Annotated in this window: 12 protein-coding genes; 5 read left to right on the forward strand and 7 right to left on the reverse strand. The window is 73.3% G+C overall.

Annotated elements, in window-relative coordinates; genetic code table 11:
• From ACWDS7_RS07440 to ACWDS7_RS07470, 7 genes are all read right to left on the reverse strand, one after another.
• The coding region (locus tag ACWDS7_RS07440) for a M55 family metallopeptidase (protein WP_451928549.1) at positions 1-675 on the reverse strand (675 nt) is incomplete at its 3' end.
• On the reverse strand, positions 660-1883 hold the full coding sequence (locus ACWDS7_RS07445) for a DUF6395 domain-containing protein (protein ID WP_306864737.1): 1224 nt from the start codon (positions 1881-1883) through the stop codon (positions 660-662). The genes ACWDS7_RS07445 and ACWDS7_RS07440, both read right to left, overlap by 16 nt.
• The gene (locus ACWDS7_RS07450) at positions 1880-2257 is read right to left on the reverse strand and encodes a hypothetical protein (RefSeq protein ID WP_451928550.1); all 378 of its coding nucleotides are present in this window, start codon (positions 2255-2257) and stop codon (positions 1880-1882) included. Before ACWDS7_RS07450 ends, ACWDS7_RS07445 begins: the two co-directional genes overlap by 4 nt.
• 111 nt (positions 2258-2368) lie before the next feature.
• Entirely contained in the window at positions 2369-3142 is a 774-nt protein-coding gene (locus ACWDS7_RS07455) for an enoyl-CoA hydratase/isomerase family protein (RefSeq protein WP_306864731.1), read from the reverse strand.
• 48 nt (positions 3143-3190) lie between these two features.
• Complete coding sequence (locus tag ACWDS7_RS07460; protein WP_451928551.1) at positions 3191-4297, reverse strand: glycosyltransferase family 4 protein; 1107 nt, start codon at positions 4295-4297, stop codon at positions 3191-3193.
• A gap of 89 nt (positions 4298-4386) precedes the next feature.
• Entirely contained in the window at positions 4387-6507 is a 2121-nt protein-coding gene (locus ACWDS7_RS07465; RefSeq protein WP_451928552.1) for an amylo-alpha-1,6-glucosidase, read from the reverse strand.
• A gap of 151 nt (positions 6508-6658) precedes the next feature.
• Complete coding sequence (locus ACWDS7_RS07470; protein WP_451928553.1) at positions 6659-7276, reverse strand: TetR/AcrR family transcriptional regulator; 618 nt, start codon at positions 7274-7276, stop codon at positions 6659-6661.
• Between the two features lie 104 nt (positions 7277-7380).
• Between ACWDS7_RS07470 and ACWDS7_RS07475 the strand changes: the two genes are divergently transcribed.
• The 5 genes from ACWDS7_RS07475 to ACWDS7_RS07495 all read left to right on the forward strand — a co-directional run bounded on the left by ACWDS7_RS07475 (position 7381) and on the right by ACWDS7_RS07495 (position 12935).
• Positions 7381-8856 carry an MFS transporter gene (locus ACWDS7_RS07475; protein WP_451928554.1) on the forward strand — a complete coding sequence of 492 codons (1476 nt, stop codon included), beginning with the start codon at positions 7381-7383 and terminating at the stop codon, positions 8854-8856.
• Positions 8853-9668: an alpha/beta hydrolase fold domain-containing protein gene (locus ACWDS7_RS07480; RefSeq protein WP_451928555.1), complete on the forward strand. Its 816-nt coding sequence runs from the start codon at positions 8853-8855 to the stop codon at positions 9666-9668. Before ACWDS7_RS07475 ends, ACWDS7_RS07480 begins: the two co-directional genes overlap by 4 nt.
• Positions 9665-10168: a hypothetical protein gene (locus tag ACWDS7_RS07485; protein ID WP_451928556.1), complete on the forward strand. Its 504-nt coding sequence runs from the start codon at positions 9665-9667 to the stop codon at positions 10166-10168. Before ACWDS7_RS07480 ends, ACWDS7_RS07485 begins: the two co-directional genes overlap by 4 nt.
• Positions 10169-10286: 118 nt before the next feature.
• Positions 10287-10649 (forward strand): ArsR/SmtB family transcription factor, encoded by a 363-nt coding sequence (locus ACWDS7_RS07490; protein WP_451928557.1) that lies wholly within the window; start codon positions 10287-10289, stop codon positions 10647-10649.
• Between the two features lie 348 nt (positions 10650-10997).
• Positions 10998-12935: an N-acetylmuramoyl-L-alanine amidase gene (locus ACWDS7_RS07495; RefSeq protein ID WP_451928558.1), complete on the forward strand. Its 1938-nt coding sequence runs from the start codon at positions 10998-11000 to the stop codon at positions 12933-12935.
• Positions 12936-12947 lie beyond the last annotated feature (12 nt).

Genomic DNA, 12947 nt, shown 5'->3' on the forward strand with positions numbered 1-12947 from the left:
CAGGGTGAACGGGGGCTCGGGGGCGCAGGGACGGAAGTCCGCGACCCGGTTGAGCGCGCGGGCGGCGGCCTCGCGGATGCGGGCCTGGGCGACGGCCGGCGGCAGGAGCTCGGCGGAGAACTTGTCGACGCCCTTCTTGACCGCGACGGTCTCGACGTCGCCGAGCAGCTCGCGGGCCTCCTCGCAGACGGCCTCGTCCCCCGTCACCAGGGCCACCGGCACGCCGAGCGACCCGGCGAACGACGCCACCAGCCGGGTCTCGCCGCAGACCTCGCCGTTGAGGTAGACGTTCTGGATCTCCTTGCCCATCCAGGTGTGGTTGAGGACTCCGTGCTGGACCCCGGCCCGCGCGTGGTAGCCGGCGAAGCAGGCCGCCCGGTAGCTCGCGTCGAGCCCCTGTCCCATCCGCAGCGGCTTGCCCGGCCCCCGGATCAGCGTGGCCCGCTCGTCGAGCAGGTCGATCCGGAGGTTCTTGACCGACCCGTGCGCGTCGTTGACGCGCACGGCCTCGGCCCCGGCGTCGAAGGCGCCCTGGATGACCGCGTTGGCGTCGCCGGTCATCAGCTCGCAGCCGCGCTCGTAGCCCCGGCCTCCGGCGTGCATCTCCTCGGGGTCCGTCAACCCCGTGACGCCTTCCATGTCCACCGAGAGGTAGACCTTCACGACATCCCCCATGTCTCGACGCGGCGTGCCTCGTCGTCGCTCATGAACCCGACCTCTTCGGCGATGAAGTCACGGACCTGTTCTCGCCACGGCTCGGGGATCTCCTCGATCGCGGGCGGGTAACAGCGCTCCAGCCAGGACGTCGACGCCTCGGTCGCGCCCAGGAACTCCGCGGCCCTGCCGAAGACCGTGTCCTCGACGCCGGGCACCCGCGCGCAGCCGTACTCGATCATCTCCTGCCCGCCGTACGGCGGGGGCTCCTGCCACTTGCGCGCGACCGGGCGGCCCGGGGTGACGGTGGTGCGCAGCGGGCGGCGTTCGACGGCGGCCTGGATGAGCTCCTTGTACAGGCACTTGCCGCAGGTGCCGCAGGGACCGTCCACCCCGCGCAGGCACCAGCGGACCTGCTCGCGCAGGTCCGACTCCAGGGCCAGGCGCATGGTGACGGCCTCGCTCACCCCGCCCACCGGGAGCACGATGTGCACGCCCGCCGCGGCGAAGGCCCGGCCCCAGGCGCCGTGCGGGGACCACATCGGGTTGTCGGGGGTGTAGCGGAGCAGGTAGCGGTCCCCGCCCAGCCAGCGCGAGCCCAGCTCGTAGCCGAAGGCCAGCCCGCCCAGGTCGAGCTCGTCGGCCAGCAGCAGCGCCCCGGCGGCCACCGCGTGGTGCTCGGGGTAGCCGGGCCGGGGCTCGGCGAGCGTGAATTCCAGGTCGGAACGGACGACGGTGAGCTCGCGGCCGGTCCGCGCCGCCAGCGAGGCCAGGACGTCGGCGCGGTAGTGGGTCCAGCGGTTGGGCACGCGCGGGTGGGAGACCCGCTGGAAGTGGACGAACGGCGCGTCGGGCAGCATCGCGGCCACCGCCGCGGAGTCGGCGCCGCCGCTGTAGGAGATCGCCAGTCTGCCGCCGGAGCGCGCCGCCCCGCCGACGGGCCCCGCCTCGATCCCCCAGCCCGACCGGATCGCCGCGGCGAACTCCGGCGAGACCGGCCGGTCGAAGACGATCGCGCGCCGGGTCCACGGCGCGACGACGGTCCACGCGGCCAGGGCCGACAGATCGGGGTGGACGTCGTACGGCTCGCGCGGCAGCTCGACCCGGAAGGAGTTGGTGGCCAGCTTCAGCGGCTGGCCGTCGGCGCAGAACCCGGTGATGGCGTCCTCGGGATCGAGCCGGAAGGTGAGATGCCAGACGCCGCCGTCCGCGGCCCAGGTCGCCCTCATGCGCCGCTCCCGGAGGACCGGTCCGCACGGCTCCCGGAGGACCGGTCCGCGCCGGTCCCGGCGAGGCGGTCCACGGCCTGCCAGAGCAGCACCTCGTTCTGGAGCAGCCGGTCCATCGCGACCGCGGTCTCCTGGGCCAGCCGGTGAGCGTCGTCCCAGCGGCGGGCCCGGGCCTCCTCGACCCCCGCCTTGGCCACCTGCGCCCGGAGCCTGTCGATCTCGGCCCGCAGCGCGGTCACCTCCCGGCTCAGCGTCTGGACCTCCCAGAGCGCGTCCCTGATGTCCTGGCGATGATCGGCCAGGGAGATGTATCGGGAGTCGAACCAGCCGCGCACCGCGCGCCGTAGGCGGGCAGGCACCAGAGCGTGCTTCACTGACCGAACCATAGTCTGGAACGATACCGGCAAAGCCTGATCTACCCGGAGGGTCCTGCCGACATCGGCACCGCCCGGACCGGTGCCCGCGCCGTCCCGCCCGGGAACGCCTCAGCGGCCGGTGAACTTGGCCTGGGACTTCTCCGCGAAGGCGCGCATGCCGGCCTTGGCGTCATCGGTGGCGAACAGGGCCGAGAACTGCAGGCGCTCGATCTCCAGGCCGCTGTCCAGGTCGACCTCCAGGCCGCGGTCGACGGCCTGCTTGGCGGCGCGCAGGGCCAGGGCGGGGCCGCCGGCGAACCTGGCGGCGTAGGCCAGCGCCTCGGTGTAGACGTCGGCGTCGGGGACGACCCTGTCGACCAGCCCGATCTCCAGCGCCTCGGCGGCGGGCACGTGGCGGCCGGTGAAGATGAGGTCCTTGGCCCTGGCGGGGCCGACCAGGCGGGGCAGCCGCTGGGTGCCGCCCGCCCCGGGGATGATGCCCAGCAGGATCTCCGGCTGGCCGAGCTTGGCCGACTCGCCGGCGATCCGGATGTCGGCGCACAGGGCCAGCTCGCAGCCGCCGCCCAGGGCGTAGCCGGTCACGGCGGCGATGACCGGCTTGCCGATCTCCGCCACGGCGGTGAAGCAGCTCTGCAGCACCGCGGAGTGCGCCGACATGTCCGCGTAGGACATGTCGGCCATCTCCTTGATGTCGGCGCCCGCCGCGAAGACCCGCTCCCCGCCGTAGAGGACGACGGCGTAGACGCCGGGGTCGGCGTCCACCTGCCGGGCGCAGGCCGCGATCTCCTCCTGCACCTGCCGGTTGAGCGCGTTCATCTTCGGCCGGTCCAGCCTGATCGTCGCGATCCCCTCGGCCGTCTCCACCCGCACGAACTCACCCATGGCCGTCCCTCCGCCGAAAATTCCGTCACCCCAACATAGAGGCGCGGCCTAGTTGGCGGGCAGTGCCAGGCTCATGGGCTCCTCCGCGGGGCCGGCGGGGCCGGCGATCACCCGGCGATAGACCTTCTCGTACTCCTCCGTCATCACCTCGACGTCGAAGCGGCCCGCGACGTGGGCCCGGCAGGCGTGCGGATCGAGCCCGCCGGCCGCCTCGACGGCCTCGGGCAGCTCCCCGGCGTCGCCGCGGACGAACCCGGTGACCCCGTCCACCACCACCTCGGGAACGGCCCCCCGGCCGAGCGCGACCACGGGCGTCCCGCAGGCCATGGCCTCGATCATGACCATGCCGAACGGCTCCTCCCACAGGACCGGGAAGAGCAGGCAGCGGGCCGCCGCCAGCAGCTCGCGCTTGCCGACGGCGTCGGCCTCGCCGATGTATTCGGCGTCGGCGCCGAGCCGGGGCCTGACCTGCTCCTCGAAGTAGTGGTGCTCCACCTGCTCGGTGAGCTTGCCGGCCAGCAGGATGCGCCGCCCGGCCGCGCGGGCGGCGTCGATGGCCAGGTGCGCGCCCTTGTCCCCGTTGAACCGGCCGAGCCACAGCACCCAGTCCTCCTTGTCCTCCCGGAAGGGGAATGAGGACGTCTCGACGGCGTTGTGGACGGTCCCGGCCCAGTTCAGGTCCGGGGCGGACCGCCGCTGGGCATCGGAGATGCCGACCATCGACACGGTCTCGCCGAGCGCCCGGTAATACTCGCCGAACTCGCCCTCCACGTCGTAGTGGCAGGTCACCACGGTCGGCACGGGCCGCGTGTCGGCGGTCAGCGGCCCCGCCAGCGAGTGGTCGTGGACGATGTCGGCGTCGAGCCCGGCGACGAGGGCCTGCGCCCTGGCCGCGTGCAGCACCTCGGGCATCGCCTCGCCGATCCGCTCGGAGGGCGGCGTGTCGCAGGTGGCCAGGAAACGCGCGGACGTCCCCGGCCGGCCGGCCCCGATCAAGGTGACGTCGTGCCCGCGCCGGGACAGCCCGGCGACCAGCTCGGCGATCATCGACTCGATGCCCCCGTAACCGTGGGGCGGTACGTCGTACCACGGCGGGGCGATCATCACGATGCGCAGCCCGTCGGGCCATTCCGAAAAACCTGTCTCAGAGATCATGCCAACCTCGCCTACGGCCTTCCGGCCGGTCAGAAGCATCCGGATTCAACTGATCGAGCTACCGGGGGCGGGGGGTTGGGGAGGGGGCTTCAGGGGACGTGATGGAGGACCGCCGTCGTGGGATGGCGTGGTTCACGGTGCACGGTGATCCACTCGGGCAGGCCGGTGACGGAGATCTCGCCGCCGGCGACCTCGACGTCGATCCGGGTGCCCGCGATCGGGATCCCGGTGATCCGCAGGTTGTCCAGCCCGACGGGGGCCAGCCAGATGTGGCCGTAGGGGATCCACGGGTCGAACCGGAGCAGGCAGCGGACGAGCTGGATGGGGGTGGCGGCGGCCCAGGCCTGCGGGGAGCAGGAGGTGGGGAAGGGCACCGGCCAGGCGAAGTCGTCCCGGCTGAAGCCGCAGAACAGCTCCGGAAGCTGCCAGCCGAAGACCTCGGCCGCGTCCAGCAGGCCGAACGCGATCCGCTGCGCCTCCTCGGCGAAGCCGTACCGCATCAGGCCTGCGGCGATGATGGCGTTGTCGTGCGGCCAGACCGAGCCGTTGTGGTAGCTCATCGGGTTGTAGGCGCCCATGGTGGAGGCCAGCGTGCGCACGCCGTACCCGGTGAACATCTCCGGGGAGAGCAGGTGCCCGGCGACGGAGGCCGCCCTGTCCTCGTCGATGATGCCGGTCCACAGGCAGTGCCCCATGTTGGAGGCGAGGCTGTCTATGGGACGTCCCGCGGCGTCGAGTCCGATGGCGTAGTAGCCCCGGTCCGGCAGCCAGAACCGCTCGTTGAACGCCTCCCGGAGCAGCGTCGCGCGGTCGCTCCAGTGCTTCTTGAGGACCTGGTCGCCGACCTCCTGGGCGAAGTGGGCGCGCGCGTTGTAGGCGGCGTAGACATATCCCTGCACCTCGGCCAGGGCGATGGGCGGGCGGGCCAGGGTGCCGTCGGCGAAGTTGACGCCGTCGACGGAGTCCTTCCAGCCCTGGTTGAGCAGGCCGTGGTCGGTCTTGCGGCGGTAGAACAGGAAAGGGTCGGCCGACTTGGTGATCCATTCGAGGGCGGCGTCGGCGCTCGGCAGCAGCTCGTCGACCGCTTCCTGGTGCACGCCCCACCGGCGCAGCTCGCCCAGGAGCATCACGAACAGCGGGGTGGAGTCGACCGAGCCGTAGTAGGCGAGGCCGCCGTCCGCCGAGACGCCCGGCTGCGCGCCGAAGCGGAGCTCGTGCAGGATCTTGCCGGGCTCCTCCTCGGTGAGCGGGTCGTCGATCCTGCCCTGCAGCCGGGCCAGCCGCCGCACGGTGCCGAGCGCCAGGGACTGGTCCAGCGGGAGCGCCATCCACGAGGTCAGCAGCGAGTCGCGGCCGAACAGGGTCATGTACCACGGCGCGCCCGCGGCGATGCTCGGCGGCTCCTCGGGCCGGTCGGGCTCGAACAGCCGCAGCGACCCCAGATCCTCCCTGGAGCGGCGCAGGACCTGGGCGAGGGCGCGGTCGGGGGTGCTGACGGAGGGGCTCAGACGCCTCCAGTCGGCGCGGCGCCTGGCCGGTTCGGCGTGCTCCACCGGATGGCGGGTGGAGAACCAGGCGGGCGACTCCTCCCCCTCCAGGATCGGGTTGACCTGGAGGCTGACGGTCCATTCGCCCCGGGCGGGGACGACGGTCCGGAAGATGAGCATGCCCGGGACGGCGAACGGCGCCGGGTCGGCCACCACTCTGGCCCCGCGCGAGCGGCTGGTGGAGAAGACCAGCAGCCCCGCCCCGTCGGGGGTCATCTCCACGTCGGGCACGTAACGGATCCGGCCGGCCTTCACCTCGAACAGGTCCGCCACGTCGGAGCTGAGGTGGATGTCGACCACGCATCCGGCCGGCTCGTCGGACAGGTTGCGCAGGGTCAGGTCCTCGCGGAGGCCCCCGCCGACGTAGCGGTCCCTGACCACCAGCAGCGTGCTCTCCGCGCGTCCCGGCCGCGGCCCCGCCCGGCCGATGAACGTCGCGTGGTACGGCTCGCCCGTGAGCACCCGGAGGGCCTCCACCGGCACGTCGTCCACCCTCAGCTCCCAGCGCGACAGCAGCCGGGTGTCGGCGTGGTAGACGCCCTGCGCCCCTCCTTGCAGGATGTCGCCGCTGCGCGTGCACACGCAGAAGGACCCGCCTTCGACCAGCGTCACCGTGGTGTCGCCCAGCGCGCCGGGCTGGCCTTCGAACGTCCATCCGTTCACTGTCGTCTCCGGGCTGTGAGTGAGGTCTCGGCTCTGTAGCCATTCCCACCCCGGGAGGCGGACAATACTTCGCGCGCGCCCGGAACCGCCCGCGTGGATCGATGAAGTCGCTGGTCACAGCCCTGCGCGAGGCACGGCCGGCCCGCGGGCGTCAGGGGCGGCCGCGGTAGGCGCCGGCGCGCGCCGCGGCTGCGGCCGCCTCGGCGGCGCGGTCGGCGAACGCCTCGTCGAGGGGGCCGCCGCTGGCCAGCAGCCGGTAGTACAGGGGGGCGGAGACGGCGCGGATCACCTCCTGCGCGTCGGTGCCCGGGGGCAGCTCACCGCGGGCCACGGCCTGCTCGACGCAGACGGCCCACTCCTCGACGCGGGTCTCGTAGAAGCGGTGCAGGGCCTCGGCCGTGCGCTCGTCACAGGTGGCGGCGGCGATCACGGCCTTGAAGAGGGCGCCCTGGCGCGGGTCGGTCAGCGTGCGCTGGACGAGGCGGGCATTGGCCTTCAGGTCGCCGATGAGCGAGCCGGTGTCGGTGCGTGGCAGCGACTGCTCGGCCATGTCCACCAGCAGGTCGGCCACCAGGCCGGTGGTGGTGCCCCAGCGGCGGTAGACCGTCGTCTTGCCGACGTCCGCGCGGCGTGCGACGTCGGCGAGGTCGAGATGGGCGAAACCCCGCTCCGCGAGGCAGTCCCCGGCTGCCCGCAGGACCGCCTCCCGCACCCGGGCCGTCCTGCCGCCGGGCCGTACGGTCCCCGGCTCCGCGCCTTCAACGGTCATAACGGTTCTCCAGTTCCATTTACATGCCCATCGGTGCTATGGTCGTCTCATCTTAACGGAACCACAGCCCCGTTAGAACTTCCCCTTTCTCAGGAGGGACTCCCATGTCCGTGCTCGATCACGCTCCACACGCCCCGGAGGCCGGACCGGCGTCCGCGGCCGACCAGCAGCAGAAGACCCGCATGACAGGGCGGCAGAAGCTGGTGCTGACCCTGCTCCTCGGGGCCCAGTTCATGATCGCGGTGGACTTCTCCATCCTGAACGTGGCACTGCCCGTCGTCGGCGCCGGCCTCGGCTTCGCCCTGTCGGACCTGCAGTGGATCGCCACCGCCTTCGCCCTGGCCGCGGCCGGCTTCACCCTGCTGTTCGGCCGGGTGGCCGACCTGTTCGGCCGCAAGCGCCTGTTCCTGGGCGGTATGGCCGTGCTCGGCCTGGCCTCCGTCCTCGGCGGCCTGGCCACCTCGCCCGAGATGCTGCTGGCCGCCCGCGTGCTGCAGGGCCTGGCCACCGCGGCCGTCACCCCGGCCGGGCTCTCCCTGCTGACCACCGCCTTCAAGGAGGGGCCGCTACGGGAGAGGGCCCTGGGCCTGAACGGCGCGCTCATGTCCGCGGGCTTCACCGCCGGCGCCATCCTCGGCGGCCTGCTCACCGACCTGCTCTCATGGCGCTGGGCGTTCTTCGTCAACGTGCCGGTCGCGGCCCTGGTCCTGGCCCTCGCCCCGTCCGTCATCACCGACTCCCGCCCCGCCGAGCGCCCCAAGCTGGACGTCCCCGGCGCGATCGCCGTCACCGGCGGCCTGCTCGCCCTGGTCTACGGCCTCACCCAGGCCGGTGAAGGCGGCTGGACCGCCCCTGCCACCCTGGCCGCGCTGGCCGCCGGCGCCGTGCTGCTGGTCGGCTTCTGGTTCATCGAGAAGCGCTCGGCCGCCCCGCTCGTCCCCGTCCGCATCATGAAGCGCCGCAGCGTGATCTGGGGCAACACCACAGGTCTGATCGCCTTCGTCACCGAGACCTCGCTGGTCTTCCTGCTCACCCTCTACCTGCAGGAGGTGCTGGGCTACTCCCCGCTGGCCACCGGGCTCGCCTTCGGCGTCCTGGGCGTCGGCACCGTCATCGGCGGCACCCTGGGCGGCAAGGCCGTCGGCCGGTTCGGCAACCGCGCCACCATCGTCACCGGCGGCGCCGTCCAGGCCGCCGCCACCCTCGCCCTGGTCGCGCTGGGCACCTCCGGCGCCTGGATCTGGCTGCTGCTGGCCGCCACCTTCATCGGCGGCGTCGGCAACATGCTGATGATCGTCGGCTTCATGGTCACCGCCACCTCCGGCCTGCCCGACTCCGAGCAGGGGCTGGCCACCGGCCTGGCCACGATGACCCAGCAGGTCGGCATCACCATGGGTATCCCGATCATGAGCGCCATCGCCACCGCCCGCATGACCGCCCTGGGCACCACCGGCCCCGACGCCGTCCTGTCCGGTGTCAGCCTCGCCGTCCTGGTCAACTCCGCCCTGGTCCTGGCCGGCGCGCTGCTCGCCGGAGCCTTCCTCTCCCCCCGCCGTGACAGGCGCGCGGCGGTCAAGTGACCCGCCCCGGGGCGTACCGACCCCCCGGCGGCGCCGGGGGGCGCTGGTGGCCGGTCACCCTGCCCGGCCCCGGCCACGACGTGCCCGCCCGGGTCTACCGGCCCGGGCACGCCCCGCACGGCTGGCTGGTGTGGGCCCACGGCGGTAGCTGGCGCGCCGGGTCGGCGGCCGGCTGGCACGCCGCCACCGCCGACCTCGCCCACGCCGCCGGGGCCACCGTCGTCAGCGTCGACTACCGGCTGGCCCCCGCCCACCGCCACCCCGCCGCCCTCACCGACCTGCTGGCCGCCATGGACTGGGCCCAGGAGCACGGCGCCGGCCCGGTCGCGGTCGGCGGTGACAGCGCCGGAGCCACCCTGGCCGCCTCCGCCGCCCTCGTCTGGCGCGACCGGCACCGGCCGCTCGCCGCGCAGGTCCTGGCCTACCCGCCGATCGACCCCGGCTGCCACGCCCCCTCCTATCACCGCCGCCCCCACGCCTTCCCCGGCCCGGCCGAGCTGGCGGCGGCCTGGCGCGACTACCGCGGCGGCGCCGGACGCCATCCGGCCGCCACCGCCCCCACCCCGCTCTACAGCACCCCGGCCGAGGCCACCGACCTCACCGGGGCGGCGCCCGCCGTCCTCGCCGTCGGCACCCTCGATCCCGTGGCCGACGACGTGCTCGCCTACGCCCACCGCCTGCGCGCCGCCGGGACCCCCACCCGCCTCCTCCGGTTCCCCGGCGGCCGGCACGGCGCCTTCCTCACCGACCCCGCTTTCCGTCACCGGCTCGGCACCGCCTACGCCGCCGTCCACTCCCGGGAGACCACATGACCACCGGCGTCCCCGACCACGCCGCGGCGCTCCTGCGCCACTTCGCCGACCTCCGCGACGGCACCCACGGCCACGCCGCTTCCCGCCAGGGCAAGGAGCGGCACTTCCGCGAGGCCGTCGCCCTCCTCGACCCGTACGCCCGCCAGGCGCTCGGCGAGATCGACTCCGGGCTGCTCCTGGGCACCGGCGAGATCATCGCCACCGGCGTACGCCGCACGGCCGACGGCGGGCTTGACGCCGTCTGGGCCCTGGCCTGGCCCGAGCAGCGCGCCGCCGGCATCGAGCCGATCGTCCTGCACGCCTTCTACGGCGCCGGATTCCACCACCCGCATCTGCAGGGCGGCACCGTCGGCCAGTGGCCCATGAACGTCTTCACCCCCGGCGAGGCCGCCGCCGAGCTGCCCACCCTGCGCGCCATCGCCACCGCGGACCTGCACAACCTCGTCTTCCAGCGTGACCACCGCATCATCCCCGCCACCGTGCGGGAGGCCGGCCGGTGACCTCGCGCGCGCCCGCCGCCGCGGGACGGGCGGCCGGTGGCGCCCGCCCCGGCCCCGGCCATCCGCTGGGGACGGTCCGTCGCAGGATCTCCTAGGCTGTTCGACGGAGGTCGATCACATGAGCGCACGGCCAGAACCGGACGGCCCGCCCAGCTCCGCCCGGGCCCGTAGCCTGACCCACGTCCACCCGGCGGACGTCTCCCTGCAGGCCGCGCTGGACGCGGTCGCCGACCCGGTACGCCGGGCGATCCTGCGCGAGCTGGCCGGGGAGCCCGACTGGGCGCGTGCCTGCGGCACCTTCGACCTGCCGGTCAGCAAGGCGACCCGCAGCCACCACTTCACCGTGCTGCGCCAGGCCGGCCTGCTCGAACAGCGCGACGCCGGGCCGCGCCGGGTCAACCGGCTGCGCCGGCCGGAGTTCGACGAGGCCTTCCCCGGCCTGCTGGAGCTCGTGCTGAGGGAGCCGCCGGCGGTGCCGTAGGCAATCGTTCGGCCAGTTCTCCGGCTTTCCACGGGAAGCCCGCACGGCATTCTGCGATCCTCAGGCGTCCGTCGCGGAGCCGCCGCCGGAGGCCGTCGCCGAGGTGCCCGCGCGGAGCCGCTCCCCGGGCGGCCGCCTGACCGGCGGCCCGGCGCCCATCGCGAGGAGAGCGGTCCGGCGCCCGGCGCGAGGAGACCCGCGCGCATCCATGACGGTTCACCCCTTGCCGGACCCGCATGGTGAAGAAACTCTTCTCCAACTGTCACAAATATGAAGAAACTTATTGACATCGCGATCTTAACTTCGCAGTCTGACTTGCATCGGATCCCCCAGCCGAGGAGCACCCCCATGCAACGATCCGCACCGCTCCGCATGGCGGCCGCAGCCGTCATGGCCGTCGGCGGTCTTGCCCTCATACAGCCGGCGTCGGCCGCCCAGGCGGCCCCCGACGACCGGCAGGCGGCCTTCACCGAGGCCGCCAAGGCCTACGACGTCCCCGAGAGCATCCTGCTCGGCGTGTCCTACCTGGAGTCACGCTGGGACGCCAACGCGGGCCGGCCGAGCAACTCCGCGGGCTTCGGCCCCATGCACCTCACCGACGCCGCCGCGCTCGTCACCGAGGGCGCCGCCGAGCACCACGGCCAGGGCGAGGAGGACCCCCGCGGCGACGAGAGCCGGCCGCGCACGGTCACCGGGAAGGCCCCGGCCCCGGCCGAGATCCCCGCCTCGCTCAAGACCCTGGAGAAGGCCGCCGAGCTCACCGGCGCGAGCCGCGAGCAGCTCCGCGCCGACCCGGCCGTGAACATCCGCGGCGGCGCGGCCCTGCTGGCCGACTACCAGAAGCAGCTCGGCGCGCCGCTCAGCGCCGACCCCGCCGAGTGGTACGGCGCGGTGGCCCGCTACTCGGGCGCGGAGGAGGCCGAGGCGGCCAAGTTCTTCGCCGACGAGGTGTACACCACGATCCAGGGCGGCGCCGAGCGGGTCACCGACGACGGGCAGAGGGTCGGCCTGGCCGCGGTGCCCGGCCTGAAGAAGTTCGAGAAGTGGCTGGACAAGCTCGGGCTGCACCGGCCGCGCCGGGACGGCGTCGAGTGCCCGCCCACGGTCTCCTGCGAGTGGGTCCCGGCGCCCTACCAGGCCCTGCCGGACGACGACTACGGCAACCACGACCTGTCCGACCGGCCGCGGAACCAGAAGGTCGACTACATCGTCATCCACGACATGGAGGGCTACTTCGCCCCCTCCCTGAAGCTGGTGCAGGACCCCACCTACGTGAGCTGGCACTACTCGCTGCGCTCCAGCGACGGTCACATCGCCCAGCACGTCAGGACCAAGGACGTCGCCTGGCACGCCGGCAACTGGTACGTCAACGCCAAGTCGATCGGCCTGGAGCACGAGGGCTTCCTCGGCGAGGGCGGCGCCTGGTACACCGAGGCGATGTACCGCACCTCGGCCAAGCTGGTGCGCTACCTGGCCCTGCGGCACGGCGTCCCGCTGGACCGCGCGCACATCATCGGCCACGACAACGTGCCGGGCACCCTGCCGAGCACCGTGCGCGGCATGCACGAGGACCCGGGCCCCTTCTGGGACTGGGCGCACTACTTCGACCTGCTCGGCAAGCCGCTGCACGGCTCGGGCGGCCCGAAGGCGGAGTCGGTCATGATCCTGCCCGACTACGACAAGAACCAGCCCTACTACTACGGCTGCGACCGCAAGAACCCCACGGCCGACTGCGCGCCGCACGGCTCGTCGTCGATCTGGCTGCGCACCGAGCCCCGCCAGGACGCCCCGCTGGTCAAGGACATCGGCAAGCACCCGACCGGTGACTCGCTCTACAGCGTCTACGACCACAGCGCCCGCGCCAACACCGGCCAGCGCTACGCCGTGGCCGAGCGCCAGGGCGACTGGACGGCGATCTGGTATCTCGGTCAGAAGGCCTGGTTCCACAACCCCGCCGCCCAGCCCACCGCGGTCCCCTCGCGCGGCCTGGTGGTGACGCCCAAGCCGGGCCTGGCCAGCGTCCCGGTGTACGGCAGGGCCTATCCGGAGCCGGAGGCCTACCCGGCGAACGTGCCGGTCCAGGCGATCACACCGCTGCAGTACACCTTCGCCGCCGGCCAGCGCTACACCCTCGGCCTCGCCACCCAGGGCGAGTATTACCGGGCGGTGACCTTCGACGCCTCCCAGCACGTGGTGGTCCGCGGGAAGCTGAAGTACTACCAGATCCAGTTCGGCCACCGCGTGATGTTCGTCAAGGCCGACGACGTCGTGGTCTCCGTCGCCTGAGCGTCCCGGGAC

This window comes from Streptosporangium sp. NPDC003464 (assembly GCF_053588315.1).